Source organism: Geodermatophilus sp. SYSU D00691 (genome assembly GCF_054050275.1).
The window spans coordinates 157,457-184,015 of sequence record NZ_JBJGYZ010000007.1 but is presented as its reverse complement, the minus strand read 5'-3'; the positions used below and the strand labels follow the sequence as shown (position 1 = coordinate 184,015).

24 protein-coding genes, 1 tRNA gene and 1 pseudogene are annotated in these 26,559 nt (G+C 75.8%); 21 read left to right on the top strand and 5 right to left on the bottom strand.

Going from position 1 to position 26,559, the window contains the following annotated elements:
* Positions 1-35: 35 nt before the first annotated feature.
* Genes steA through ACI797_RS07670 form a run of 8 tightly spaced genes read left to right on the top strand, consistent with a single transcriptional unit; the run spans position 36 to position 10,388 of the window.
* Positions 36-1,223, top strand: a complete 1,188-nt coding sequence (gene steA, locus ACI797_RS07705) for a putative cytokinetic ring protein SteA (protein WP_456541974.1) — start codon at positions 36-38, stop codon at positions 1,221-1,223.
* A complete protein-coding gene (locus ACI797_RS07700; protein WP_456858012.1) occupies positions 1,220-2,167 on the top strand; it encodes a copper transporter in 948 nt (315 codons plus the stop codon). Before steA ends, ACI797_RS07700 begins: the two co-directional genes overlap by 4 nt.
* The gene (locus ACI797_RS07695) at positions 2,164-2,994 is read left to right on the top strand and encodes a hypothetical protein (protein ID WP_456858011.1); all 831 of its coding nucleotides are present in this window, start codon (positions 2,164-2,166) and stop codon (positions 2,992-2,994) included. The genes ACI797_RS07700 and ACI797_RS07695 overlap by 4 nt, the downstream gene beginning before the upstream one ends.
* On the top strand, positions 2,991-4,619 hold the full coding sequence (gene murJ, locus ACI797_RS07690; protein WP_456858010.1) for a murein biosynthesis integral membrane protein MurJ: 1,629 nt from the start codon (positions 2,991-2,993) through the stop codon (positions 4,617-4,619). Before ACI797_RS07695 ends, murJ begins: the two co-directional genes overlap by 4 nt.
* The gene (locus ACI797_RS07685; protein ID WP_456858009.1) at positions 4,612-5,739 is read left to right on the top strand and encodes a glycosyltransferase family 4 protein; all 1,128 of its coding nucleotides are present in this window, start codon (positions 4,612-4,614) and stop codon (positions 5,737-5,739) included. Before murJ ends, ACI797_RS07685 begins: the two co-directional genes overlap by 8 nt.
* The gene (locus ACI797_RS07680; protein ID WP_456858008.1) at positions 5,736-8,099 is read left to right on the top strand and encodes a hypothetical protein; all 2,364 of its coding nucleotides are present in this window, start codon (positions 5,736-5,738) and stop codon (positions 8,097-8,099) included. Before ACI797_RS07685 ends, ACI797_RS07680 begins: the two co-directional genes overlap by 4 nt.
* The gene (locus ACI797_RS07675; protein WP_456858007.1) at positions 8,092-9,798 is read left to right on the top strand and encodes a CTP synthase; all 1,707 of its coding nucleotides are present in this window, start codon (positions 8,092-8,094) and stop codon (positions 9,796-9,798) included. Before ACI797_RS07680 ends, ACI797_RS07675 begins: the two co-directional genes overlap by 8 nt.
* On the top strand, positions 9,798-10,388 hold the full coding sequence (locus ACI797_RS07670) for an NUDIX domain-containing protein (RefSeq protein WP_456858006.1): 591 nt from the start codon (positions 9,798-9,800) through the stop codon (positions 10,386-10,388). The genes ACI797_RS07675 and ACI797_RS07670 overlap by 1 nt, the downstream gene beginning before the upstream one ends.
* Before the next feature lie 38 nt (positions 10,389-10,426).
* On the opposite strand, the pseudogene ACI797_RS07665 reads toward ACI797_RS07670, so the two are convergent.
* Positions 10,427-11,338: pseudogene (locus tag ACI797_RS07665) on the bottom strand (helix-turn-helix transcriptional regulator); the annotation flags it as partial.
* Positions 11,339-11,427: 89 nt separating this feature from the next.
* On the opposite strand from ACI797_RS07665, the gene ACI797_RS07660 reads away from it, so the two are divergent.
* Complete coding sequence (locus tag ACI797_RS07660) at positions 11,428-11,838, top strand: VOC family protein (protein WP_456858005.1); 411 nt, start codon at positions 11,428-11,430, stop codon at positions 11,836-11,838.
* Here the strand turns inward: ACI797_RS07660 and ACI797_RS07655 are convergent.
* Complete coding sequence (locus ACI797_RS07655) at positions 11,816-12,451, bottom strand: hypothetical protein (RefSeq protein WP_456858004.1); 636 nt, start codon at positions 12,449-12,451, stop codon at positions 11,816-11,818. The two genes, ACI797_RS07660 and ACI797_RS07655, sit on opposite strands and share 23 nt — an antisense overlap.
* Before the next feature lie 187 nt (positions 12,452-12,638).
* Here ACI797_RS07655 and ald point away from each other — a divergent pair, with 187 nt between their 5' ends.
* The 6 genes from ald (at position 12,639) to scpB (ending at position 17,996) form a co-directional block, all read left to right on the top strand.
* Complete coding sequence (gene ald, locus ACI797_RS07650) at positions 12,639-13,754, top strand: alanine dehydrogenase (RefSeq protein ID WP_456858003.1); 1,116 nt, start codon at positions 12,639-12,641, stop codon at positions 13,752-13,754.
* Positions 13,733-14,704, top strand: a complete 972-nt coding sequence (gene xerD / locus ACI797_RS07645; RefSeq protein ID WP_456541962.1) for a site-specific tyrosine recombinase XerD — start codon at positions 13,733-13,735, stop codon at positions 14,702-14,704. The genes ald and xerD overlap by 22 nt, the downstream gene beginning before the upstream one ends.
* Before the next feature lie 217 nt (positions 14,705-14,921).
* On the top strand, positions 14,922-15,833 hold the full coding sequence (locus ACI797_RS07640) for a ParA family protein (RefSeq protein WP_456858002.1): 912 nt from the start codon (positions 14,922-14,924) through the stop codon (positions 15,831-15,833).
* Positions 15,830-16,324 (top strand): hypothetical protein, encoded by a 495-nt coding sequence (locus tag ACI797_RS07635; RefSeq protein ID WP_456858001.1) that lies wholly within the window; start codon positions 15,830-15,832, stop codon positions 16,322-16,324. Before ACI797_RS07640 ends, ACI797_RS07635 begins: the two co-directional genes overlap by 4 nt.
* 17 nt (positions 16,325-16,341) lie before the next feature.
* Positions 16,342-17,175 (top strand): segregation and condensation protein A, encoded by an 834-nt coding sequence (locus ACI797_RS07630; protein WP_456858000.1) that lies wholly within the window; start codon positions 16,342-16,344, stop codon positions 17,173-17,175.
* A complete protein-coding gene (scpB, locus tag ACI797_RS07625) occupies positions 17,172-17,996 on the top strand; it encodes an SMC-Scp complex subunit ScpB (RefSeq protein ID WP_456857999.1) in 825 nt (274 codons plus the stop codon). The genes ACI797_RS07630 and scpB overlap by 4 nt, the downstream gene beginning before the upstream one ends.
* Positions 17,997-18,053: 57 nt before the next feature.
* Here scpB and ACI797_RS07620 read toward each other — a convergent pair whose 3' ends face one another.
* Positions 18,054-18,452, bottom strand: coding sequence for a hypothetical protein (locus ACI797_RS07620; protein WP_456857998.1), 399 nt, complete (start codon positions 18,450-18,452; stop codon positions 18,054-18,056).
* A 23-nt stretch (positions 18,453-18,475) separates the two neighbouring features.
* Positions 18,476-19,291 carry an alpha/beta fold hydrolase gene (locus ACI797_RS07615; RefSeq protein ID WP_456857997.1) on the bottom strand — a complete coding sequence of 272 codons (816 nt, stop codon included), beginning with the start codon at positions 19,289-19,291 and terminating at the stop codon, positions 18,476-18,478.
* 68 nt (positions 19,292-19,359) lie between these two features.
* Here ACI797_RS07615 and ACI797_RS07610 point away from each other — a divergent pair, with 68 nt between their 5' ends.
* The 4 genes from ACI797_RS07610 (at position 19,360) to der (ending at position 22,739) form a co-directional block, all read left to right on the top strand.
* Positions 19,360-20,202 (top strand): pseudouridine synthase, encoded by an 843-nt coding sequence (locus tag ACI797_RS07610; protein WP_456857995.1) that lies wholly within the window; start codon positions 19,360-19,362, stop codon positions 20,200-20,202.
* 67 nt (positions 20,203-20,269) lie between these two features.
* Complete coding sequence (gene aroH / locus ACI797_RS07605; RefSeq protein WP_456541954.1) at positions 20,270-20,632, top strand: chorismate mutase; 363 nt, start codon at positions 20,270-20,272, stop codon at positions 20,630-20,632.
* 92 nt (positions 20,633-20,724) lie between these two features.
* The gene (gene cmk, locus ACI797_RS07600) at positions 20,725-21,396 is read left to right on the top strand and encodes a (d)CMP kinase (protein WP_456857994.1); all 672 of its coding nucleotides are present in this window, start codon (positions 20,725-20,727) and stop codon (positions 21,394-21,396) included.
* Positions 21,393-22,739, top strand: a complete 1,347-nt coding sequence (gene der / locus ACI797_RS07595) for a ribosome biogenesis GTPase Der (protein WP_456857993.1) — start codon at positions 21,393-21,395, stop codon at positions 22,737-22,739. The genes cmk and der overlap by 4 nt, the downstream gene beginning before the upstream one ends.
* A 12-nt stretch (positions 22,740-22,751) precedes the next feature.
* Here the strand turns inward: der and ACI797_RS07590 are convergent, their stop codons facing one another.
* Positions 22,752-24,905 carry an MMPL family transporter gene (locus ACI797_RS07590; RefSeq protein WP_456857992.1) on the bottom strand — a complete coding sequence of 718 codons (2,154 nt, stop codon included), beginning with the start codon at positions 24,903-24,905 and terminating at the stop codon, positions 22,752-22,754.
* A gap of 202 nt (positions 24,906-25,107) precedes the next feature.
* On the opposite strand from ACI797_RS07590, the gene ACI797_RS07585 reads away from it, so the two are divergent.
* Together ACI797_RS07585 and ACI797_RS07580 are read left to right on the top strand one after the other, a co-directional pair.
* Positions 25,108-25,181, top strand: a tRNA-Pro gene (locus ACI797_RS07585).
* Between the two features lie 428 nt (positions 25,182-25,609).
* Positions 25,610-26,557, top strand: a complete 948-nt coding sequence (locus ACI797_RS07580) for a patatin-like phospholipase family protein (protein WP_456857991.1) — start codon at positions 25,610-25,612, stop codon at positions 26,555-26,557.
* Positions 26,558-26,559 lie beyond the last annotated feature (2 nt).

The following is a 26,559-nucleotide window of genomic DNA, read 5'->3' as shown; positions in this document are numbered from 1 at the left end:
CAGGCCCCCGCGCGCCGCGTGCCAGCATGGAGGTCATGCGCATCGGCACCCTGCGACGCGGCCGGGCCCAGGAGACGGCGCCCGGTGTGTCCGGGACCGTCCGCCTGGACCGCCGCACCAAGAACCTGACCAAGCGGCTGCGGCCCGGGGACATCGCGGTCATCGACCACCAGGACGTCGACCGGGTGAGCGCCGACTCGCTGGTGGCCTGCAAGGTCGCCGCGGTGGTCAACGCCGCGCCGAGCATCTCCGGCCGCTACCCGAACCTCGGTCCCGAGATCCTCGTCTCCGCCGGCATCCCCCTCGTCGACGACGTCGGCAAGGAGGTGTTCACCAAGGTCAAGGAGGGCGCGCGGGTCCGCCTCGACGGCGACACCCTGTACGGCGAGGACGGCGCGGTCCTGGCCAAGGGCACCGCCCAGGACGCCGACACCGTCGCGCTGGCCATGGCCGAGGCCAAGGCCGGGCTCTCCACGCAGCTGGAGGCCTTCGCCGCCAACACCATGGAGTACATGAAGCGGGAGCGGGCGCTCCTGCTCGACGGGGTCGGCGTCCCCGACGTCGAGACGCAGATCGAGGGCCGGCACGTGCTGGTCGTCGTCCGCGGCTACGACTACAAGGAGGACCTCGCCGCGCTGCGGTCCTACATCCGCGACTACCGGCCGGTGCTCATCGGCGTCGACGGCGGCGCCGACGCGCTCAAGGAGGCCGGCTACCAGCCGGACATGATCATCGGCGACATGGACTCGGTGAGCGACGACGTGCTGCGCTCCGGCGCCGAGGTCGTCGTCCACGCCTACGCCGACGGCCGCGCGCCCGGGCTGGCGCGCGTGCAGGACCTCGGCGTCGAGGCCATCACCTTCCCGGCGGCCGCCACCAGCGAGGACATCGCGATGCTCCTGGCCGACGAGAAGGGCGCCAAGCTCATCGTCGCCGTCGGCACCCACGCCACCCTCGTCGAGTTCCTCGACAAGGGCCGCGGCGGCATGGCCTCCACCTTCCTCACCCGGCTGCGGCTGGGCGGCAAGCTCGTCGACGCGAAGGGCGTGAGCCGGCTCTACCGCAGCCGCATCTCCACCGCCGCGCTGGTCGTGCTGGTGCTCGCCGCCTTCCTGGCCATCGGCTCGGCGATCTGGGTGTCCTCGGCCGGCCGCGTCTACATCGACCTCCTGGTCGACCAATGGAACAGCTTCGTGTTCTGGCTGGAGAACCTCTTCTCGTGATCGACTTCCGCTACCACCTGGTCTCCCTGATCGCGGTCTTCCTCGCGATCGCGCTGGGGATCGTCATCGGCACCACCCAGCTCAACGGGCCGATCCTCGACGACCTCCGCGGCCAGGTCTCCGCCCTCGAGCAGGACAAGCGCGCCCTCGAGGACAGCACCCAGCAGCTGCAGGCCCAGCAGGAGACCGGCGACGCCTTCACCGCCGCCGTCGCGCCCTCCCTGGTCGACGGTGCGCTCGCCGGCCGCAGCGTCGTCCTCGTGGTCACCAACGAGGACGTGCCCACCGACACCGTCGAGGAGGTCACCGCGCTGATCGGCGAGGCGGGCGGCACCGTCAGCGGCACGCTGCGGCTGCAGCCGGAGTACAGCGACCCGTCGACCGCCTCGAGCCTGGAGAACTACGTGACCGGCGGGGGGCTGCCCGCGGGCGTCCAGCTGCCCGAGAACGGGGACGCCGGGCAGCTCGTCGCCGCCGTCCTCGCCCAGGTGCTGATGATCCCGTCGGTCGGTGCCGCGCCGAGCACCGCCGACCTCTCCTCGGTGCTGGCCGGCCTGTCGGCGCTCGAGGTGCTCGGCCAGGACAGCGCGTCGGTCGCCCCGGCCAACTACGCCGTGGTGCTGACCACCGGCGCCTTCGGGGGCGACGACGCCGAGCAGCGCAACGCCACCCTCGTCCAGCTCGCCGCCGCGCTCGACGCGGCCGGCTCCGGCGCCGTGGTGTCCGGCGACGCCACCGCCGCCGTCGAGGCGGGCCTGGTGGGCGTGCTGCGCGCCGACCCGGTCACCTCCGCCGCCGTCTCCACCGTCGACAACGTGGACACCATCGAGGGGCAGATCAGCACGGTGCTGGCCCTCGGCCGCGAGGGCGAGGGCACGTCGGGCAAGTACGGCACCGGCGAGGACACCCAGCCGGTGCCGCCGGTCCCGGCCGCCACGCGGTGAGCGGCCGCAGGGCCGCCCTCGCGCTGGCCGGCGCCGCGGCGGCGCGGGCCGCGCTGGCCGGCGCCGCTGCGCTGACCGCCCGGCCGGCCGGTGCGCCGTGGCGCCGCACCAACTACGCCGGGCGCCCGGTGACCCTGCTGGGCGGGCCGGCGCTGGCCGCCGCCGCGACGGCGACCGCGGTGCTCGGCGCCCCGGCCGGGACGCGGGCGGCCGCGGCGGTCGTCGGCGGCGTGTCCGGCCTGGTCGGCGGCTACGACGACCTCGCCGGCGCCCGCCCCGAGCAGGCCCGCGACAAGGGCCTGGCCGGGCACCTGCGCGCGCTCCGGGAGGGCCGGGTCTCCGCCGGCGCGGTCAAGGTGGCCGGCATCGGCGCCGCCGCCGCGGCCGCCGCCCTGCTCACGACCCGCGGCCGCGGCACCGGTGCGCTGGTCGACGGCGTGCTCACCACCGGCCTCGTCGCCGGGACGGCGAACCTGGTCAACCTGCTCGACCTGCGGCCCGGCCGCGCCGGCAAGGCCGGCGTGCTCGCGACCGCGGCGACCCTGGGCGGGCCGGCCGGCGGGCTGGTCGCCGGGCCGCTCGGCGCGACCCTGGCGGTGCTGCCCGAGGACCTCGGCGAGCGGGTGATGCTCGGCGACTGCGGCGCCAACGCCCTCGGCGCGCTGGTGGGGCTGCGCCTGGCGCGGCTCCCCGGCCGCGGCGCCCGCGCCGGGCTGCTCGCCGCCGTCACCGCGCTGACCCTGGCCAGCGAGAAGGTCAGCTTCACGACGGTGATCGAGTCGACCCCCGGGCTGCGGGAGCTGGACCGGCTCGGCCGACGACCGTGAGCGCCCGGCGGGTCGCGCAGGGCGTCGCGGGCGCGGCGGCGCTGATCGCCGTCCTCACGGTGCTCGCCCGGCTGGCCGGCTTCGGCCGCACGCTGGTCTTCACCAACGCCGTCGGCGCCGACAGCACCGGCGACACCTACACCGCCGCCAACACCGTCCCGAACATCGTCTTCGAGGTCGTCGCCGGCGGTGCGCTGGCCAGCCTGGTCGTGCCGATGCTGGCCGGCGGCATCGCCACCGGCAACGCCGAGCAGGTCCGGCGGACGGCGTCGGCGCTGCTCGGCTGGACCCTGCTGGTGCTCACGCCGCTGGCCGTGCTGGTCGCGGTGCTCGCCGAGCCGATCGCCCGGCTGCTGCTCGGCGGGGACGGCGACGCGGCCAAGGTCGACCTGGCCGCCCGGTTCCTGCTGGTCTTCGCCCCGCAGGTGGTGCTCTACGGCATCGGCATCGTGCTCACCGGCGTGCTGCAGGCGCACCGCCGCTTCGCCGGCCCGGCGCTGGCGCCCCTGCTGTCCAGCCTCGTCGTCGCCACCGCCTACCTGGTGTTCGCCGGGATGGGCGGCAGCCCGTCGGTCGAGGACCTCTCGACGCCGGCCGAGCTCGTGCTCGGGGTGGGGACGACGCTCGGCGTGGTCGCGCTCAGCCTGAGCCTGCTGGTGCCGGTCCGCCGGCTGCGGCTGGGGCTGCGGCCCACGCTCACGTTCCCGGTCGGGGCCGCGCCGCGGGTGCGCCGGCTCGCCGTCGCCGGCGTGCTCACCCTCGCCGGGCAGCAGCTGGTGGCCGCCGTGGCGATCCGGCTGGCCAACGACGGCGCCCCCGACGGCACCCAGGTCGTGTACGCCGCCGGCCTGACCGTCTTCCTGGTGCCGTGGGCGGCGCTGGCCGTGCCGCTGGCCACCTCCGCCTACCCCGGCCTGGCCGAGCGCGCCGAGCTCGGCGACGAGGAGGGCTTCCGCCGCGCGCTGGCGCCGGTGGCGGTGCTCGTCGTCGTCGCCTCCGCGGTCGCCGCCGCCGTCCTGGTCGCCGTGTCCGGGCCGATGGCCCGGGTCTTCCTCAGCGACGACCCGCCGGCCGACGTCGTGGCGCTGCGGGACACCATCGTCGCCTTCGCGCCCGGGCTGCTCGGCTACGGCCTGGTGGCGCTGCTGACCCGCGCCCTCTACGCCCGCGGGCTGTGGAGGGCGCCGACGGCCTGCGTCGTCGGCGGCTGGCTGCTCGCGGTCGCCGCCGACGTCGTCCTGTCGGCGGTCCTGCCGCCCGAGGACCGCGGCCTGGCCCTCGGCGCCGGGCACAGCGTCGGGGTCACGGTCGCCGGGCTCGCGCTGCTGGTCGTGGTGGCCCGCCGGGCGGGCGCGCCGGCGCTGGCCGGCGTGCTGCGCACGGGCGGGCCGGCGCTGCTGGCCGCCGTCCTCGCCGGGGCCGCCGGGCTGCTCGTCGCGCGGCTGCTCGACGTCGACCCGGCGCCCACCGTGGGGCTGCTCGGCGCCGTGGGCGCGGGCGTCGTCGTGGCCGCGGTGGTGGCGCTCGTCGCGGGGGCGGTCATCATGGGTACGGCGCGCCGGCCGCTCGCGGCCGCGCTGCAGGGGCTGCGCGCGCCGGGTCGTTCGGAGGTGCACGGTGGCTGACCGACCACCCCTGGCGGGCCGCTCCCTCGTCGAGGTGCTGGCCACCAGCGCCGGCGGCGTGGGCGCCCACGTGCGCGCGATCGTGCCGCCGCTGACCGCCGCCGGCGCCACCGTGCGGGTCTGCGGCGCCCCGGCCACCGAGGAGCTGTTCGCCTTCACCGCCGCCGGCGCCGACTTCCGGCCGGTCGGCGTCACCGCCGGTCTCGACCCGGTCGCCGACGCGCGCGCGGTGCTGCAGCTGCGCGCCGCCCTGGCCGGCGCCGACCTGGTGCACGCGCACGGCCTGCGCGCCGGGCTGGTCGCCGCGCTAGCCCGCCGCAGCACCCGCGACCGGCGCCCGCTGGTGCTCACGCTGCACAACGCCCTGCAGGAGGGGAGCGGCCCCAAGCAGGCGCTGCTGCGCCGGCTGGAGGGGGTGCCGATCCGCGCCGCCGACCTGGTGCTCGCCGTCTCCGGCGACCTCGCCGCCAACGCCCGCCGGCTGGGCGCCCGCGACGTGCGGCTGGCGCCGGCCATCGCCCCGCCGCGGCCGCCGGCGCAGCGCTCGCGCGCCGAGGTGCGCGCCGACCTCGGTGTCGACGACGGCCGCCCGCTGGTCGTCGCGATCGGCCGGCTGCACCCGCAGAAGGGCTACGACGTGCTGCTCGACGCCGCCGGCCGGTGGGCGGGCCGGGTGGACCCGCTGGTCGCCGTGGCCGGCGACGGGCCGCTGCACGACGAGCTCGCCGCCCGGATCGCCGCCGACGGCCTGCCGGTCCGGCTGCTGGGCCGCCGGGACGACGTCGCCGAGCTGCTGGGCGCCGCCGACCTGTGCGTGCTGCCGTCGCGCTGGGAGGGCAGCCCGTTCACCGGCCAGGAGGCGCTGCGGGCGGGCACGCCGCTGGTCGCCTCCCGCGCCGGCGGCATGCCCGAGCTGTTCGCCGGCGCCGCCGAGTTCGTCCCGGTCGGGGACGCCGACGCGCTCGCCGACGCGGTGGTGCGGGTGCTCACCGACCCGGCGCGGGCGAAGGAGCTGGCCGAGGCCGGCCCGCGGCAGGCGGCCACCTGGCCCGACGAGGCGGCCACCGCGCGGCAGGTGGTGGCGGTGTACCGGGAGCTGCTGGGGGACCCCGCGCCGTGAGAGCCGCCGTCCGCCGCCTCGCCGTCCTGGTCGCCGTCGTCGCGGCCCTGCTGGCGGTGGCCGCCCCGGCGACCGCCGCCGACGACGCCGACCGGTACGCCGCCGACCGGGTGGTCGTCGTCGGCGTGCCGGGGCTGGTGTGGGACGACGTCGACCCGGAGGAGACCCCGCAGCTGTGGGACCTGGCCGACGGCGCGGCGGTCGGCGCGCTGTCGGTGCGCGCCGCCCGCGCCACCAGCTGCCTGCTCGACGGCTGGGCCACCCTCGGTGCGGGCAACCGCGCGCGGTTCCCGGGCGCCGACGAGGAGATCCCGCCGGTGCCGCTGCCGAGCGCACCGCTGTCCGACGGCACCGACGCCGCACCGGCCGACCCCGGGGCACCGGCGACCGACCCCGGCGCGGCCGCGGAGCCGCCCGTGGACGCCCGGCTGTCGCACTGCGGCCTGCAGGAGCAGATCGCCAGCCTGGGCCTGACCGACCCGGTCGCGACCGTGGCGCGGATCGCCGACGACGAGGCGACCGCCCGCTTCGGCGCCGAGCCCGGCCTGCTCGGCGAGCAGGTCGGCTGCGCCTCGGTGGTCGGGCGGGCCGCGACGGTGGCCGTGGCCACCGAGGACACGCAGCTGTCGGCCACCCACGAGCTGCCGGCCGACCCGGCCGCCCTCGGCGGGCTGCTGGACGGCTGCCCGCTGACCCTGGTCAGCCTCGACGAGCTGACCGACGCCGGCGAGCCCGGCGTCGACCCGACCGACACCGGCACCGACCCCGTGTCGCGGGCCGCCGCGCTGGGCGTCGTCGACGCGGCGGTGGGGCAGCTGCGCGCGGCCGCCGACGCGCTGGAGGGGCGGACCCTGTTCGTCGTCGCCGGCGTCTCCGAGGTCAACGACGGCCGCCCGCAGCTGCACGTCGCGATCGTGTCGGGACCGGGCTTCGACGAGCCGGCCTGGCTGACGTCGGCGAGCACCGGCCGCACGCCGTACCTGCAGCTCATCGACCTCGCGCCCACCGCCCTGCGCGCCCTGGACCTCGACGTGCCGGCGTCGGTGAACGGCCGACCGGCGCAGGCGGCGGGGGAGCGGCCCGACCTGGCCGAGGCGGTGCGCCAGCTCGACCACCTGAACACCGCGGCCAGCGCCCACTACCGCAGCACCAGCTCCTTCTTCTGGTCGCTGGTCGCGGTCAACGGCGCCCTCGTCGCCCTGGGCCTCCTGCTGCTCGGCGGCTGGCGGCTCGGCCGGCTGCGCGGGCCGCTGGGCGCACCCGGCCCGCGGGCCCGGTCGGTGCTGCGCGGGCTGGCGCTCGCGGCCGCCGCGCTGCCGGTGGCGACCTACCTGGCCGACCTCGTCCCGTGGGAGCGGGCGGCCGCGCCGCGCTGGGCGCTGCTCGGCGCGGTGCTCGTCGCCGACCTGCTGGTGGTCGCGCTGGCCGCGGCCGGGCCCTGGCGCCGCCGGCCGCTCGGCCCGGCGCTGGTCGTCGTCCTGGTCACGCTGGCGACGCTGGTCGGCGACGTGCTCACCGGGTCGAACCTGGAGCAGAACGGCCTGCTCGGCTACGACGCCATCGTCGCCGGCCGGTTCACCGGCTTCGGCAACCTCACCTTCGGGCTCGTCTCGACGACGGCGCTGCTGGCGACGGCGGCGCTGGCGGCGACCGCCGGGCGCCGGACGCGGCCGGAGCGGGCCCGGCTGGTCACCGCCGGCACGGTGGCCGCGGCCCTGGTGGTCGTCGTGGCGGTCATCGGGGCGCCGCAGCTCGGCCGCGACTTCGGCGGCGTGCTCGCCTCGGTGCCCGGCTTCCTGCTGCTGGCGATGCTGCTCACCCGCACCCGCGTGACCGTCGTCCGGCTGCTGGCGATCCTCGGGGCCGCCGTCGTCGCCGTCGGCACCGTCGCCGTCCTCGACTGGCTGCGGCCGGCCGACGCGCGCACCCATCTGGGCCGGTTCGTCGACCAGGTGCTCACCGGCGAGGCGTGGACGGTGGTCAGCCGCAAGGCCTCGGCGAACATCGACATCCTGCTGGGCAGCTCGCTGGCGTGGATGCTGCCGGTGGCGCTCGTGGCCGCCGCGTGGCTGGTCCGGCCGGGCGGGCTGCTGCGCGGCGGCCGGTCCGGGCTGCCCGCCGCCGACGCGTCGGCCCTGAAGGCGGGGCTGCTCGCCGTGGCGCTGAGCCTCACCCTGGGCGCCGCGGTCAACGACTCCGGCGTCGCCGTCCCCGCGACCGCCGCGGCGCTGCTGGTGCCGCTGCTGGTGTGGCTCGCCGCCGCCCGCGGGGTGGGGGAGCGCACCGCCCCGGACGAGGGAGCCGGGGAGGCCGACCGTGTTACGGTGGTCTCCCGTGGATCGACCGCATGGAATGCGTGAACTCGGGCTCCTGCACAACTCCCAGCCGACGAAGTTCGTCTTCGTCACGGGCGGGGTTGTCTCCTCCCTCGGCAAGGGTCTGACCGCCAGCTCGCTCGGCGCCCTGCTGTCCAGCCGTGGCCTGCGGGTCACCATGCAGAAGCTGGACCCCTACCTCAACGTCGACCCCGGGACGATGAACCCGTTCCAGCACGGCGAGGTCTTCGTCACCGAGGACGGCGCCGAGACCGACCTGGACATCGGTCACTACGAGCGCTTCCTCGACACCGACCTGTCGGGGCGGGCCAACGTCACGACCGGGCAGGTCTACTCCGACGTCATCGCCAAGGAGCGGCGCGGGGAGTACCTCGGCGACACCGTGCAGGTCATCCCGCACATCACCAACGAGATCAAGGCGCGCATCCTGGCCGGCGCCGAGTCGGCCGAGCGGGTCGACGTCGTGATCACCGAGATCGGCGGCACGGTCGGCGACATCGAGTCGCTGCCCTTCCTCGAGGCCGCCCGCCAGGTGCGGCACGAGATCGGCCGGGACAACTGCTTCTTCCTGCACATCTCGCTGGTGCCCTACATCGCGCCGTCGGGCGAGCTGAAGACCAAGCCGACCCAGCACTCGGTGGCGGCGCTGCGCAGCATCGGCATTCAGCCCGACGCCCTGGTCTGCCGCTCCGACCGGGAGATCGGCACCGGGCTCAAGCGCAAGATCAGCCTGATGTGCGACGTCGACCCCGAGGGCGTCATCTCCTGCGCCGACGCGCCGTCGATCTACGACATCCCCAAGGTGCTGCACCGGGAGGGCCTCGACGCCTACGTCGTCCGCCGGCTCGGCCTGCCGTTCCGGGACGTCGACTGGACCGTGTGGGGCGACCTGCTCGACCGGGTGCACAAGCCCAAGCAGACGATCACGATCGCGCTGGTCGGCAAGTACATCGACCTGCCCGACGCGTACCTGTCGGTCACCGAGGCGCTGCGCGCCGGCGGGTTCGCCCACCGCAACCGGGTCGAGATCCGCTGGGTGCCCTCCGACGACTGCGAGACCCCCGAGGGCGCCGAGCGGGCGCTGGCCGGCGTCGACGGGGTGTGCATCCCCGGCGGGTTCGGCGTGCGCGGCATCGAGGGCAAGCTCGGCGCGATCCGCCACACCCGCGTCAACGGCATCCCGACGCTCGGCCTGTGCCTGGGCCTGCAGTGCATGGTGATCGAGTACGCCCGCCACGTCGCCGGCCTGGAGAAGGCCAACTCCGCCGAGTTCGACCCGGAGACCCCCGACCCCGTCATCGCCACGATGGCCAGCCAGGTCGACGTGATCGCCGGCGAGCGCGGCATGGGCGGCACCATGCGGCTGGGCAGCTACCCGGCCGCGCTGCAGCGCGGCTCGGTGGCCGCCGAGGCGTACGGGTCGACCGACGTGACCGAGCGGCACCGGCACCGCTACGAGGTCAACAACGACTACCGCGACCGGCTGGCCGAGGCCGGCCTGGTGTTCTCGGGGACGTCGCCCGACGGCCTGCTGGTGGAGTTCGCCGAGCTGCCGCGCGAGGTGCACCCGTTCTTCGTCGGCACCCAGGCCCACCCCGAGCTCAAGAGCCGGCCGACCCGCCCGCACCCGCTCTTCCGCGCCTTCGTCCGCGCGGCCATCGACCGGGCCGAGTCCTCCCGGCTGCCGGTCGACGTCGACGAGGCCGAGAAGGTCGGCATCTGATGGTGGAACCGGCGCGGCCCGGGGAGTACGAGGTCCTCAAGACCGAGACGGTGTTCGAGGGGCGCATCTTCAGCCTGGCCCGCGACACCGTCACCATGCCCGGGGGCGGGGCCAGCGTCCGCGAGGTGGTCCGGCACATCGGCGCCGTCTGCGTGGTCGCCCTCGACGACGAGGGCCGGGTCGTGATGGTGCGCCAGTACCGGCACCCGGTCGGCGGCTACCTGTGGGAGCTGCCGGCCGGGCTGCGCGACGCCGACGGCGAGCCGCCGCTGGAGACCGCCAAGCGGGAGCTGGCCGAGGAGGCCGGGCTGGCCGCCGAGCGCTGGGCGCTGCTGGTCAACTCGTTCAGCACGCCGGGCTTCTGCGACGAGCAGGTGCTCATCTACCTCGCGGAGGGGCTCTCGGACGCCGACCGGCCCGAGGGCTTCACCGTCGAGCACGAGGAGCTGGACATGACCGTGGAGCGGGTGCCGCTCGACGACGCCGTCCGGCGGGTCCTCGACGGCGGCATCCGCAACGCCTCGGCGGTCATCGGCGTCCTGGCCGCCGCGCAGGCCCGGGCGACGTCGGCGGAGCTCCGCCCCGCCTGACCGGGTTCACGGCGGGTAGGCCGGGCCAGCTCGGTGCCGATGCGCGCCAGCTCCGCCCGTACCGCAGGCGGGGACAGCACCTCCACCGTGGCGCCCCAGCCGGCGAGCGTGCGGGCGATGTCCAGCGGCGTGGGGGCGGCCACCCGCACCCGGGCCCGGCCGTCGGGCTGCTCCTCCTCGACGGCGCAGTGCCGGCCGAAGTGGTCCTGCAGGACCGGCACGAAGCGGGCGGGGATGAGCAGGGTCGCCTCGGTGCGCGCCCGCCGCTGCTCCACCTCGCCGACCACCTGCCGCCAGGCGTCGTCGAGCGCGAACTGCCCGGGCCGCTCGAACGCCTCGCCGGTGGGCTCGGCGGCCGCGATCCGGTCGACCCGGAAGGTGCGCTGCCCCCGGTCGGTGCCGGCCACGAGGTACCAGACGTCGTCCTTGTCGACCAGGCCCCACGGGTCGACCACCCGCTCGCTCTCCCGGCGGGCGCCGTCGCGGTAGACCAGCCGGAGCCGGCGGCGCCGGACCACGGCCGCCTGCAGGACGTCGACCGTCGCCGGCCGCGACCGGTCGCGCTCGCCCCACCGGGTGGGGTCGACGAGGGTGGCCGAGGCGGCGGCCTGCGCCTCGGCGCGGAACGGCGTCGGCAGCGCCCGGACGAGCTTGCGCAGCGCCGCCCGGGCCTCGTCGGAGACGGCCGCGGCCGGGCCGACGAGCAGGAACAGCGCCTGCGCCTCCCGCGCCGAGAGACCGCTGAGGTCGGTGCGGGCCCCGCCCACCAGCGACCACCCACCACCGCGGCCGGCCTGCGGGTACACCGGCACCCCGGCGGCCGACAGCGCCTCGAGGTCGCGGCGGGCGGTGGCGACGGAGACCTCGAGCCCGGCGGCCAGCTCGGCGGCGGTGACCCGGCCGCGCGCCTGCATGAGCAGCAGGACGGCCACCAGCCGGTCGGCGCGCATCGCGAACTCCCCGCGGAAAGTGCTCAGGAGGTGCGCACTTTACGGAGCAGGCTGGACGGCGTCCACATCGAACGAGCAGAGGAGCAGCCGTGCTGCGCGGCCTGACCACCACCACCTACTTCGCCGACGACGTCCCCGCCGCGGTGCGCTGGTACACCGAGGTGACCGGCACCGACCCGTACTTCACCCGCCCCGTCGACGGCCCGCCGGCCTACGTCGAGTTCCGCCTCGGGGACTCGCTGCACGAGCTCGGCATCCTCGACCGGCGCTTCGCCCCGCACGGCCACCCGGGCATCGGCGGCGTCGTCGCCTACTGGGCGGTCGACGACGTCCACGCCGCGTACGAGCGGCTGCTGGCCCTCGGCGCCGAGCCGCACGACGAGCCGACCGAGCGGGGGCCCGGCTTCGTCACCGCCTCGGTCGTCGACCCGTTCGGCAACGTCCTCGGGGTCATGTTCAACCAGCACTACCTCGACGTCATCGCCGAACGGGGGCGCTGACCGGCCGGTCGTCGGGCAGCCGCAGGCCGAGGCGGGACAGCTCGAGGCCGGCCAGCGCCCGCACGGTCGCGGGGTCGCCGTCCCGCCAGCGGTCGCCGGCGCCGGGCGGGAGGGCGGCCAGCCGGGTCAGGGGGGCGGTGGCCAGCGCCCGGGCGGCCAGCAGCTCGAGGTCCGGCGTGCCGCGCAGCAGGCGCGCGGCCGCCCCGGCCTCGCGGGCGTACGCCCACCGGGCGGGCAGCCAGCGCAGCAGCAGCCAGCCGACCGGCAGCAGCACCAGCAGGACGGCGACCCAGAACGCCAGCGTGCCGACGGCGTCCTGCGCCGCCTGACCCGCGCCGCTGACCGAGCCGCCGGCGTCGCCGAGCGCCTCGAACGGCTCGGCCAGCGCGTCACCGGCCACCGGCACGCGGTCGGCGGACTCGGCGGCCGACCGCATGCTGCTCGCCACCGAGCCGCCGAGGTCGGCCACGGCCCGCCCCGGTTCGGCCAGCACGAGCACGGCGCCGTGCACGGCGCGGGCGACGAGCACCCACAGCACGATCCAGGCGAGCACGCCGGCGTCCCCGGCGAGCTGCCGGGCGCGCAGGTCGGGGCGGTCGGCGTAGAGGCGCATCCGCGCTCCGTTCCCGCCTCCCCGCCCGTGTACTCCTCACCGGCACGCCGCCACCGGCGCTCGGGAAACGGCCCCGGTCCTGCCTAGACTCCGGCCGAGGGCGGGCCCCGACCGGGCCGGCCCCGCTCGCGGTGCGCGGCGCCCGTCATCCTCGGGAGCGCGATCCGCGCCGGACGAAGGAGTCTTCATGCGCGTCGGGGTCCCCCGAGAGGTCAAGAACCGCGAGTACCGCGTGGCGCTCACCCCTGCCGGGGTGACCGAGCTGGTCCGCGCCGGGCACGAGGTGCTCGTCGAGCAGGGCGCGGGGGAGGGATCGTCCATCCCGGACGCCGACTACGTCGCCGCGGGCGCCCGCACCGTGCCCACCGCCGACGACGTGTGGGGTGCGGCCGACCTGCTGCTCAAGGTCAAGGAGCCGGTCGCCGAGGAGTACGGGCGGCTGCGCGCCGACCAGACGCTGTTCACCTACCTGCACCTGGCCGCGTCCAAGGAGTGCACCGACGCCCTGGTCACCTCCGGCACGACCGCGATCGCCTACGAGACGGTGCAGTCGGCCGGTGGGGCGCTGCCGCTGCTGGCCCCGATGAGCGAGGTGGCCGGGCGCATGGCCCCGCAGGTCGGTGCGCACTCGCTCGAGCGCGCGCACGGCGGCCGCGGGGTGCTGCTCGGCGGCGTCTCCGGCGTGTACGCGGCCAAGGTCGTCGTCATCGGCGCCGGGGTCTCGGGCATGAACGCCGCGGCGATCGCGCTCGGCATGCAGGCCGAGGTCATCGTCCTGGACAGGGACGTCGACAAGCTGCGCGCCGCCGACCGCATCTACCAGGGCCACATGCAGACGGTCACCTCGAACGCCTACGAGGTGGAGCGCGCCGTGCTCGACGCCGACCTCGTCATCGGCGCGGTGCTGGTGCCGGGTGCCAAGGCGCCGACGCTGGTGAGCAACGAGCTGGTCAGCCGGATGAAGCCGGGCTCGGTGCTGGTCGACATCGCCGTCGACCAGGGAGGCTGCTTCGAGGACACCCGGCCGACCACCCACGACGACCCGACCTTCCGCGTGCACGAGTCGGTCTTCTACTGCGTGGCCAACATGCCCGGCGCCGTCCCGAACACCTCCACCCACGCGCTCACCAACGTGACGCTGCCCTACGTGATGGCCCTGGCCAGCGAGGGGACGGCGGCCGCCGTCCGCGCGCACGCCGACCTCGCGCACGGCCTCAACGTCGTCGCCGGGCAGGTCGTGCTGCCGGAGGTGGCCGAGGCGCACGGGATGACCGCCGTCCCGTGGGAGGAGGTGCTGGTCTGACCGCCACCGTCTCCCCGCCGACCGCGATCGAGCGGATCGTCACCGGCTACCTCGACCACCTCACCGTGGAGCGGGGGCTGGCGGCCAACAGCATCAGCTCGTACCGCCGCGACCTGCGGCGCTACACCGAGTACCTCGCCGGCGCCGGGATCACCGGGCTGGGCGAGGTCACCGAGTCCGACGTCGAGGGGTTCCTCACCGCCCTGCGCGCCGGCGACGAGGACCACCAGCCGCTGTCGACGACGTCGGCGGCGCGGGCCGTCGTCGCCGTCCGCGGGCTGCACCGCTTCGCGCTGCTCGACGGGCTGGTGCCCGACGACGTCGCGCACGAGGTGCGCCCGCCGACACCGGCGCGCCGGCTGCCCAAGGCGATCCCGGTCGAGTCGGTCGTCGCGCTGATCGAGGCCGCCGGCGCGCTCGACGGCCCGCGCGGGCTGCGCGACCGGGCGCTGCTGGAGCTGCTGTACGGCACGGGGGCGCGCATCTCCGAGGCGGTCGGGCTGGCCGTCGACGACCTCGACCGCGGGCAGGCCGCCGTCCGGCTGGCGGGCAAGGGCGGCAAGGAGCGCGTCGTCCCCGTCGGGTCGTACGCGCTCAAGGCGGTGGAGGACTACCTGGTGCGGGCCCGGCCGGCGCTGGCCGCCGCCGGCCGCGGCGGGGTGCGCGGCGGCGCGCTGTTCCTCAACGCCCGCGGCGGCCCGCTGTCGCGGCAGAGCGCCTGGGTCATCCTGCGCACCGCGGCCGAGCGGGCGGGGCTGACCGCCGAGGTCTCCCCGCACACCCTCCGGCACTCGTTCGCCACCCACCTGCTCGACGGCGGCGCCGACGTGCGCGTGGTGCAGGAGCTGCTCGGCCACGCGTCGGTGACGACGACGCAGGTCTACACGCTCGTCACCGTCGAAAGGCTGCGCGAGGTGTACGCCAGCAGCCACCCGCGGGCCCTCAAGTGACAGCCGTCCACAGGTTCTCTCGGTAGGTTCTGCCAGGACTTTCGGCTCGACGGCCGCTCGCTGTTGGCATCGTTCGACACGCCGCACCAGGTGTGCGGCGTGCCTCCTCGGGAAAGCGCACGAGCTTCCCTACCGTCGGGGACACCCGAGCGGGCAGGACGGCTGACCGCACCCGGAGGACCCCGGGATCGGGCACCTGCATGGAGGCAACGGACCGATGGCGACCCGAGCGGACGCGGCAAGCTCTGCCGTCGCGCGCCCGCACGACAGCGACCCGGAGATGGGGGCCGCCGCGCTGCGGTCCGGCGACCCCGCCCGAGCCCGTCAGCGGAAGCTCCCCGAGCCGCCGCCGCTCACCGAGCACGGCCCGGCCCGGGTCATCGCGATGTGCAACCAGAAGGGCGGCGTCGGCAAGACGACGTCGACGATCAACCTGGGTGCCGCGCTGGTCGAGTACGGCCGCAAGGTGCTGCTGATCGACCTCGACCCGCAGGGCGCGCTGTCGGTCGGCCTGGGCGTGCCGGCCCAGAACCTGGACCGCACCATCTACAACGCGCTCATGGAGCGGCGGACCACGCTGGCCGACGTCACCGTGCCCACCGACATCCCGGGCCTGGACCTGGTGCCCAGCAACATCGACCTCTCGGCCGCCGAGGTGCAGCTGGTCAGCGAGGTCGCCCGCGAGCAGACGCTGCTGCGCGTGCTGGCCGACGCCCGGCACGAGTACGACTACATCCTCATCGACTGCCAGCCGTCGCTGGGCCTGCTGACGGTCAACGCGCTGACCGCCGCGCAGGGCGTGATCATCCCGCTGGAGTGCGAGTTCTTCTCGCTGCGCGGCGTCGCCCTGCTCGTCGACACCATCGACAAGGTCAAGGAGCGGCTCAACCCGCAGCTGGAGATCTCCGGCATCCTCGCCACGATGTACGACTCGCGGACCGTGCACTGCCGCGAGGTGTTCAGCCGGGTGGTCGAGGCCTTCGGCGACACCGTCTTCCGGACCGTCATCACCCGCACCGTGCGCTTCCCCGAGACGACCGTCGCCGGCCAGCCGATCACCACCTGGGCGCCGACGTCGTCGGGTGCCTCGGCCTACCGCGACCTCGCCAAGGAGGTGCTGGCGCTGTGACGCGTCGGCCCGTGCTCCCCGGCGCGAACGAGCTGTTCCGCCGCACCGACACCCCGGCCGCCGAGGCCGAGGTCACCGAGCTGCCGAGCCTCAGCTCCGCGACGAGCTCGCCGGCGCTGCGCGGCACCGCCCCCCGCGGGGAGGAGCCCACCACCTCGCTGACCCTCGTGCCCGGCGGCGCGGGCGACGAGCTGGCCGCGTACCGCACCCCGCCCGTGCCGGGCGCGGCGGCGGCCCCGGCGATCCCGACCCGCGGCCGGCCGCAGAAGTCGGTGCGCAACGAGCGGACCCGGCACGACGAGAAGATCACCGTCTACCTCTCCGCCGACGAGCTGCTGGCCCTGGAGAGCGCCCGGCTGACGCTGCGCGCCCACCACGGCGTCGCCGCCGACCGCGGCCGGATCGTCCGCGAGGCCGTCGCCGTGCTGCTCGGCGACCTGGCCGAGCGCGGCGCCGAATCGGTGCTGGTGAAGCGGCTCCGCGGCGCCTGAGCACTACCCTCGCCCGCGTGGGCACACCGGACGTCGCGGCACCGGACGGCGACCGGCCGTCGCGGTTCACCGTCCGGCTGACCAACTTCGAGGGTCCGTTCGACCTGCTGCTGCAGCTGATCGGCAAGCACAAGCTCGACGTCACCGAGATCGCGCTGTCGAAGGTCACCGACGAGTTCATCGCGCACCTGCGGGCCCTCGGCGACGAGCTCGACCTCGACCAGGCCAGCGAGTTCCTGGTGATCGCCTCCACGCTGCTCGACCTCAAGGCCGCCCGGCTGCTGCCGGCCGCCGAGGTGGAGGACGAGGAGGACCTCGAGCTGCTCGAGGCCCGCGACCTGCTCTTCGCCCGGCTGCTGCAGTACAAGGCGTACAAGGAGGCGGCGGCCTTCCTCAAGGCCCGCGAGGCCGACGCGGTCCGCCGGTTCCCGCGCGACGTCTCGCTCGAGCCGCGGTTCGCCGAGCTGGTGCCCGAGGTGCTGCTCGGCGTGACGCCGCAGCAGCTCGCCGCGCTGGCCGCGAAGGCGCTGGCCCCCAAGGCGCCGCAGACGGTGAGCGTCGCGCACCTGCACGCGCCGCCGGTGAGCGTCGCCGAGCAGCTGCTCGCCGTCCGCAACCAGCTCATGCGGTCGGGCACCGTGAGCTTCCGGGCGCTGACGGCGGACTGCGGGCACACCCTGGAGGTGGTGGCCCGGTTCCTGGCACTGCTGGAGCTCTACCGGCAGCAGCGGGTGGTCTTCGAGCAGCTGACCCCGCTCGGCGACCTCTCGGTGCGGTGGATCGGCGGGGACGACGTCGACGCGGCGACCCTCGCCGACCTCGGCGGCGCGGCGGACGGGGAGCACGCATGAGCGGGCCGGACGAGAAGCCGCCGATCTCGTGGGACGCGCTGGCCGCCGAGCTGGCCGCCACCCGCGAGGCCGACGAGGACGGCGACCCCTCGACCTGGGACGCCGTCGCCGCCGCGCTGGCCGCCCGCGTGGCCGAGCGCCCGGACGTGGCGGAGCCGCAGCTGCGGCCGGTCGAGGAGCCGGCGCCGCTGCCGCCGCCGGTCGCCGTCCGTGCCGGGGAGCCGGCGCCCGGGCCGGAGGACGAGCCCGAGCAGCTGGAGATCGCCGTCCTCGACCCCGAGGAGCTGCGCGGCGGGCTCGAGGCGCTGCTGTTCGTCGTCGACAACCCGGTCGACGAGGAGACGCTGGCCACGGCGCTGCGCTGCCCGCGGTCGCAGGTGGCCGAGGGGCTGCGGGCGCTGGCGGCTGAGTACGACGGGCGCCGGGCGGGGATCACGCTGCGCCGGGTGGGGCAGGGCTGGCGGCTCTACACCCGCGAGGAGCACGTCGACGTCGTCGAGCGCTACCTGGTCGGTGGCCAGCGCAGCAGGCTGACCCAGGCGGCGCTGGAGACCCTCGCCGTCATCGCCTACCGGCAGCCGGTGACCCGGGCGCGGGTCTCGGCGATCCGCGGCGTCGGCGTGGACGGCGTCATGCGCACCCTGCTCGCGCGCGGCCTGGTGCACGAGGTCGGCACCGATCCCGACAGCGGGGGAGGGCTGTACGAGACGACGCCGCTGTTCCTCGAGCGGCTGGGCCTGTCCAGCCTGGCCGAGCTGCCCGAGCTGGCGCCGCTGCTGCCGGAGACCGCCGCCGTCCTGGAGGAGCACCCCGACGCCTGACCGCCGCTTTCGGCGCCGAGAACGGGCCCGCTTTCGGCGCCGAGAGGCGAGACGGGGTCAGGCGCGGCGGGCGACCAGCGCGGCGGCGGCGAGGACGACGGCGGTGAGCGTGATCAGCACCAGCTGGAGCTGACCGGCGAGCACGTCGCCCAGCGACAGCACCGGGCAGGCGCACACCAGCACGAGGGCGGCGACGGTGAGGCCGAAGCCGCGGCGGGCCCCGGCCGGCCGGTCGATCGCGGCGGTCCACAGCAGCACCGTGCCCACCAGGCCGACGAGGACCCCGAGCAGGTACAGCGCCCCGCCGCCGATGTTCACCCCGTACGGCCGGCCACCGGCCAGGAAGACGGTGACCGCGGCGAGCAGCAGGAGCGCCGCGGCGAGGCAGACCGCGACCCCCGCTCGTCGCAGACCGGCCCCTGCCCCGGGGTCGTCGCCGCGGTCCGGTCGGTCCACGGCCACCTTCCTACCCGCAGCGCTCACGGGCCGGACGGCGCCACCTCGAGCAGGAAGGCGGCGATGTCCGCGGCGAGCCGGGCGGGCTGGTCCCAGAGGACGACGTGGCCGGCGTCCGGATACCGCACCCAGCGCGCCCGCGGGATCGCCGCGGCCAGTTCGGCGGCCTGCCCGGCGAGCAGCTGGTCGCGGTCGCCGCTGACCACCAGCGTGGGTGCCGAGATGGTGCCGGTCGCCGTCGGGGGCGGCGCCTGGCCGAGTCCGTGGAGGCTGGCCCGCCAGACATCGGCCGGGATCCGCAGCGCGTCCTCGACGCCCAGGTCGACGTACCACCCGGGCAGCCGGGAGACGTCGGTGAAGCCGGCGAGGAACCGCCGCACCCACGCCGGGTCGACCGGGTCCCTCAGGGCGTCCACGTCGTCGGCGAACGGCGCCCGACGGCCCTGCAGGTCACGGGGGCAGCCGGCCAGCACCAACCCCGTCACCCGTGCGGGCGCGTCCACGGCGACCTGCTGGGCCACGTAGCCGCCGCTGGAGGCGCCGACCAGAACGGCGTCAGGCAGGTCGAGCGCGTCCATGGCAGCGACGACGTCCCGGGCCACGGTGGGGACGTCGTAGCCGGACGGCGGCTTGTCGGCGTCCCCGTGCCCCCGCAGGTCGATCGCCACCGAGCGCACCCAGGCCGGGAGCAGCGGCTGCAGCAGCGAGAACTCCCGCCGCGAACCGGCCCAGGCGTGCACGAGGAGCAGCGCGGGACGTCCGTCCGGGTCGCCGTCCTCCGTGTACCCCGTGCGCAGGCCGGTGGACAGCCGCAGCGTGCCCTCCGTGCGGGGCCCCATGGAGGGACGCTAGCGCCGCACCGCGGTCGCCGGGTAGGGGTGGCACCGGCGGTGGGAGACTGGACCGGATGAACACCGCCCTGCCTGACGAGGACCCCACGACCGAGGGCGGCGAGGGCTGGTCGGAGGACATGGAGCTCGCGCCGCTGCACCCCGGCGACCGCGACGACGAGCCCGCCGAGCAGCGCCAGGGCGAGCGGTTGCAGAAGGTGCTGGCGCGCGCCGGCGTCGGCTCGCGCCGGGTGGTCGAGGACATGATCGACCAGGGCCGGATCAGCGTGAACGGCCGCACGGTCGCGGTGCAGGGCATGCGGGTCGACCCGCACGTCGACAAGATCGCCGTCGACGGCGCCCGCATCGAGCTGCGCGACGACCGGGTCACCTACGCGATCAACAAGCCCGCCGGCGTCATCACCGCGATGACCGACGACCGGGCCCGCCCGACCATCGGCGACATGGTCGGCGACCTCGCGCCCGGGCTCGTGCACGTCGGCCGCCTCGACCAGGACACCGAGGGCCTGCTGCTGGTCACCAACGACGGCGAGCTGGCCCACCGCCTGGCGCACCCCTCCTACGAGGTGCCGAAGACCTACCTGGCGCAGGTCGCCGGGTCGGTGAAGCGCGACCTCGGCCGCCGGCTGCGCGAGGGCGTCGAGCTGGAGGACGGCCCGGTGACGGTGGACTCGTTCCGCGTCGTCGACACCCACGCCGGCCAGTCGGTCGTCGAGGTGGTGCTGCACGAGGGGCGCAAGCACATCGTCCGGCGGCTGCTGGCGCACGTCGGCCTGCCGGTCAACCGGCTCACCCGGACGGCGATCGGCCCGGTGCAGCTGCAGCGCATGCGCAGCGGCTCGATCCGCAAGCTGACCCGCCAGGAGCTGGGCGCCCTCAAGGACATCGTCGGCCTGTAGCGGCGGCTCACTAAGCTCAACAGGGCTCCCGGAGTGCGGGGTGCCGGGCAGCGAACGAGGAGAGTGCATGGCCGTCCGAGCCATCCGGGGCGCCACGCAGGTGGACGCCGACGACCGGGAGCAGGTGCTCGAGGCGACCCGCGAGCTGGTCACCGCGGTGATGGACCGCAACGGCCTGCACCACGACGACGTCATCAGCATCCTGTTCACCGCCACCCCCGACCTGGTGTCGGAGTTCCCGGCGCTGGCCGCCCGCGAGCTCGGGTTCGGCGACGTGCCCCTGATGTGCGCCAGCGAGATCGACGTCCCGCACGCGCTGCCGCGGGTGCTGCGCCTGATGGCGCACGTCGACGTCGACAAGCCCCGATCGGAGATCCAGCACGTGTACCTGCGCGGCGCGGTGGCCCTGCGACGGGACATCGCCCAGTGAGCGAGGACCGCAGCGGGGAACGAGCGAGGAGCGGAGCGAACGGGGCCGCGGAGCGGCGGCATGTGCAGGGCGCGAGCGACTTCGTCGGTTGCGTGACGTTGGACGGGCCGTCGGGCACGGGCAAGTCGAGCGTCGGCCGCGCGGTCGCCACCCACCTGGGCGCGGCGTACCTCGACACCGGCGCCATGTACCGGGCGGCGACGGTCGCCGTCCTCGACGCCGGGGTCGACCCGGAGGACGCCGACGCCGTCGCCGGCGTCGTGGCCCGCACGGCGATCGAGGTGGGGACGGCGGCCGACACCGAGCTGGTGCGGGTGGACGGCGTCGACGTCGCCACCCGCATCCGCGGCGCCGAGGTGACCCGCACGGTGTCCGCCGTGTCCGCGGTGCCGGCGGTGCGCCGGCAGCTGGTCGACCAGCAGCGCGCGCTGGTGGCCGGCGTCGCCGCCGTCGTCGTCGAGGGCCGCGACATCGGCACCGTCGTCCTGCCCGACGCGACGCTCAAGGTCTACCTGACCGCCGCGCCCGAGGCCCGGGCCGAGCGGCGCGCGCTGCAGCTGGGGCTGACGACGCCGGAGGAGATCACCGCGCTCGCCGCGGACCTGCGCCGGCGCGACGAGTACGACAGCAGCCGGGAGGACAGCCCGCTGCGCCCGGCCGCGGACGCCGTGGTCGTCGACAGCACCGACCTGGTGCAGGAGCAGACCGTCGCGCGCATCGTCGAGCTGGCCCGCTCGGCCGTCGCGGCGGGGGAGCGCACATGACCGAGGAGAGCACCGGCCCGCTGCCCGTGGTGGCGATCGTGGGCCGGCCCAACGTCGGCAAGTCCACGCTGGTCAACCGGTTCCTCGGCCGCCGCGCGGCGGTCGTCCAGGACACCCCGGGCGTGACCCGCGACCGGATCGCCTACGAGGCGCTGTGGAACGGCAAGCGGTTCACCGTCGTCGACACCGGCGGCTGGGACCCGAAGGCGGCCGGCCTCGGTGCGTCGATCACGCGGCAGGCCGAGTACGCGATGAAGACGGCGGACGTCATCGTCTTCGTCGTCGACAGCTCGGTCGGCGCCACCGACACCGACCTGGCCGCGGCGCGCATCCTGCGCCGCAGCGACCGGCCGGTGATCCTCGTGGCCAACAAGGTCGACGACGAGCGCAGCGAGGCCAACGCCGCCGAGCTGTGGTCGCTCGGCCTGGGCGAGCCCCAGCCGGTCAGCGCGCTGCACGGGCGGGCGAGCGGCGACCTGCTCGACCTCGTCCTGGACGCCCTGCCCGAGGCACCCCGCGAGCAGCCCGAGGAGGGCGGCCCGCGCCGCGTCGCGCTGGTCGGCCGGCCGAACGTGGGCAAGTCGAGCCTGCTCAACCGCCTGGCCCGCGACGAGCGGTCGGTCGTCGACTCGGTCGCCGGCACCACGGTGGACCCGGTCGACTCGATCGTCGTGCTCGGCGGCGAGGAGTGGCGGTTCGTCGACACCGCCGGGCTGCGGCGCAAGGTCAACACCGCCAGCGGCATGGAGTACTACGCCAGCCTGCGCACCGAGGCGGCGATCCAGGCCGCCGAGGTCGCGGTCGTGCTGCTCGCCGCCGACGAGGTGATCAGCGAGCAGGACCAGCGGGTGATCAGCCAGGTGGTCGACGCCGGCCGGGCGCTGGTGCTGGCCGTCAACAAGTGGGACACCCTCGACGAGGACCGGCACGTCCAGCTGGAGAAGGAGGTCGAGCGCGAGCTGGCCCGGGTGAGGTGGGCGTCGCGGGTCAACATCTCGGCCAAGACCGGCCGCGGCGTGGAGAAGCTCGCCCAGCACCTGCGGGCGGCGCTCGCCTCCTGGGAGACCCGCATCCCGACCGCGGAGCTGAACACCTACGTGCGGGCGATCGTGCAGGAGACGCCGCCGCCGGCCCGCGGCGGCCGGGCGCCGAAGATCAAGTACGTGACGCAGGCCGACGTCCGCCCGCCGCGGTTCGTCGTCTTCTCCACCGGGTTCCTCGAGGCCGGCTACCGCCGCTTCCTGGAGCGCAAGCTGCGCGAGCAGTGGGGCTTCGGCGGCACGCCGATCGAGATCTCGGTCAAGGTCCGGGAGGGCAAGGACCGCGAGCGCGGCCGGAGCTGACCCCCGGCGCCGTCACGACCCGGGACGGACGTGCGGCGCGACGTCGGCCTCCCCGCGGGGCGCCGGGATCGGCGGCGTCCCGCCCTCGACGGACCCGTCGGGGTCGTCGCGCCGCTGCGCCAGCCGGCTCGGCCACCACATGCGCCGGCCCACGTCGAGGTTGAGCGCGGTGACCAGCACCGACCGGACGATCATCGTGTCGAGCAGCACGCCGAGCGCGACCGCGATGCCCAGCTGGGTGGTGAAGGTCAGCGGGAGCGTCGCCAGGACGGCGAAGGTCGCGGCGAGCACCAGCCCGGCGGAGGTGATCACCCCGCCGGTCGCGGAGAGCCCGATCAGCGCCGCCCGCCGGGTGCCGTGGTCGGCGGCCTCCTCCCGCACCCGGGTCATCAGGAAGATGTTGTAGTCGATCCCGAGGGCGACCAGGAACACGAAGACGAACAGCGGGAACGAGCTGTCGGTCGAGGTGACGCCCAGCACCCAGTCGAAGATCAGCGCGCTCAGGCCGAGGGCCGCCGCGAAGGAGAGCACCACCGTCGCGACCAGGATCAGCGGGGCGACCACCGCGCGCAGCAGCAGGGCCAGCACGACCAGCACCACGAGCATGACCAGCGGGATGATCACCCGGTTGTCGCGCTGGGCGGCGTTCTGCACGTCGAGGTTGAGCGCGGTGTTGCCACCGACCAGCGCCTCGCCGTCCCCGACGTCGTCCAGGGTGGTGCGCAGCTCCTCGACGGTGGCGTAGGCGGCCGGGCTGTCGGCGGCGTCGGTCAGGGTCGCCGTGACGAGCGCCTCGTCGCCGACCACCACGGGTTCCGCGACCTCGCTGACGCCGTCGGTGCCGGCGACCGCCCGGGCAACCTCGTCGGCGGTGTCGGCGGTGGTGACGACGAAGACCGGGTTGCCCTGGGCGGCCGGGAAGTGCTCCGCCGCCACCTCCTCGCCCACGACCGACTCGGGGGTGCCGCGGAAGGCCTCGGCCTGGGTCAGGCCGGAGGGGTCGAGCCGGAACAGGCCGAGGGCGGCGGCCGCGAGCAGCAGGCTCGTGACCAGCCACACCGCGCGCGGACGCGGCTTGATCAGCCCGCCGACCCGCGCCCAGAAGCCGGTCGCGCTGGGTTCGGCGCTGCCCAGGGTGGGCTTGACCGGCCAGAACACCCAGCGGCCGCAGATGACCAGCAGGGCGGGCAGCAGCGTCATCAGCACCGCGAGGGAGACGGCGACGCCGATCGCGGCGACCGGCCCGAGGCTCGCGGTCGAGTTCATCTCCGCGGCGAGCAGGCAGAGCATGCCGAGGATGACCGTGCCGGCGCTGGCCAGCACCGCGGGGCCGGCCCGGTGCACCGCCTCGGTCATGGCCTCGTGCCGGTCGCCGTGCAGCCGCAGCTCCTCGCGGTAGCGGGCGACCAGCAGCAGGGCGTAGTCGGTGCCGGCGCCCACGACCAGGACGGTGAGGATGCTCGCGCTCTGGGCGTTCACGGTGAGGTCGGCGTAGCGGGCGAGCAGGTAGACGATGGCCTGCGCGCAGAACAGCGCGATGACCGCGCAGAAGATCGGCAGGATCCACAGCACCGGGCTGCGGTAGGTGAGCAGCAGGATCAGGATGACGACGCCCAGCGCGGCGAACAGCAGCGTGCCGTCGATGCCGGCGAAGGCCTCCGACGAGTCGGCGGCGTTCCCGGCGGGGCCGCTGACCCAGGCCGAGAGCCCGTCGGGGCCGTCGGCGGTCGCGGCGCGCATCTCGTCCACCGCCGGGGCGAGCGCGTCCCACCCGCCCGGGCCGGCGTTCAGCGGGACGACGAGCTGCACCGCCTGGCCGTCCTCCGAGGGGATCGGGCCGACGACGTCGCCCGCGATGATGTCGAGCTCCGCGAAGGCGGCCGCGTCCTCGGCGACGGCCTCGGCGTCCTCCTCCGTGAGACCGGAGGTCCGCTCGTAGACGACGACGGCCGGGAAGGTGTCGGGGTCCGACCCGAGCTCGGCCTGGCGCTGCAGCGCGAGGTAGGACTCGGCGCTACCGGGCAGCCACGCCGAGATGTCGTTGTCCTGCTCGGCGGTGAGCTTCCCGGCCAACGGCGCCGCGAGGGCCGCCAGCACGAGCCAGAACACGAGGATGACCCACTTGAACCGGCGGTGGCTGACGCGGGACGCGAACGACCTGCCCATGGCGGAGCCCCTGCTCGACGACGACGGTCCCCCCGTGCGGCACGCACGCTAGCGAGACCGGAGAAGGGGTGTCACGCCCTTTGCGCGCCGTTCGCCCGCTGTTGGCGCGGCGCCCACCGGGCGGAAGGGGCGCTCGGCGGTGCGGTAACCTTCTCGGGCGGTCGTCGACCGGCCCCGGACTCCCGGGGAGGCGGACGGCGCGCGGGCTGTAGCGCAGCTTGGTAGCGCACTTGACTGGGGGTCAAGGGGTCGCAGGTTCAAATCCTGTCAGCCCGACACGAACGCTCAGGGGCCGTTCCGGACACGATCCGGGACGGCCCCTGACCGCTTTCCGCACGGTGCGACCACATGTGCGGTGTCGGTGACCGGACCAGCCCGTCAGGCCAGCAGCTGGTGCCCGCCTCACGTGGCACGGGCGAGCGCCCGCCGCAGGCGGCGTTCCACCGGGGCAGGCGGCCCGGCGGGGGAGCGCGCCACCGCCGGACCGGCCCGGCGCCGGTCGGGCGTTCTCCGCGTCCGGCAGGAAGTCGATTGCGCACCGCGTCGCCGGCGTGCGACCGTCCCGGCGATCGTGACCGTCCGGCAGGAGGTGAGACCCGTGAACGCAGTGTCCGCAGCGGGTGCTCCCCCGCAGTCCACGATCGCGCGACAGAGGTAGTCGCCACCGGGAGCGCCCCCCAGGCGATCCCCGAGAGGCGACTCCCGTGAACACCGAACCTCCTGCACCCCCGCCCGTCACGTCGACGACCTCCGGCCCGGCGGGTGACCGCCGCGGGGAGCGCGCGCTGGTCCTCGGCGGGGGCGGATCGACCGGCAACGCGTGGCTGATCGGCGTCATCGCCGGCCTGTTCGAGGCCGACGTCGACGTGACCCGGGCCGACCTGGTCGTCGGGACGTCGGCCGGAGCGACGGCCGCGGCCCAGATCACCGGCGCGACCCCGCCCGACCTGCTCGCCGCCGTCCTCGCCGCCGCGCCCCCGGCACCGACCGGTCCGGCCGGGTCCGGCGGCGGGCGCGGTCCCGCCGGGTCGGTGGCCGACCACCTCGACCGGATGGGCCGGACCATCGCGGCCGCCGGCGACGCGGCCGACATGCGCCGCAGGATGGGTGCCGTGGCCCTCGAGAGGGCCGCGGCGTCCGGCGGCTCCGGGACCGAGCGGTGGCGCGCCACCGTCGCCGCCCGGCTGCCCGCTCAGCGCTGGCCGGACCGAGCCGTGCTCATCACGGTGGTCGACGCCCACACCGGTGACCCGGTCGTCCTCGACCGCCACAGCGGGGTCGATCTGGTGGACGCCGTCGCCGCCAGCACGGCCGGCGGCCCCGCCTACGCCGTCGGTGACCGCTGGTACGTCGACGGCGGATACCGCTCCGTCGAGAACGCCGACCTGGCGGCGGGCTACGCGCGGGTGCTGGTGCTGTCACCGCTCGGCGGCAGATCGCACCACCCGCGGGAGTGGGGCACCCACCTGGCCGCGCAGGTCGGCGAACTGCGTGCCCGCGGCAGCAGGGTCGAGACGGTCGTCCCGGACAGCGACTCCGAGCAGCTGTTCGGCGTCAACGCCATGGACCCGTCGCTGCGCCCGCCCGCCGCTCGAGCCGGTCACGACCAGGGCAGGGCCCTCGCCGGCCGGCTCGCCGAGTTCTGGCGCTGACG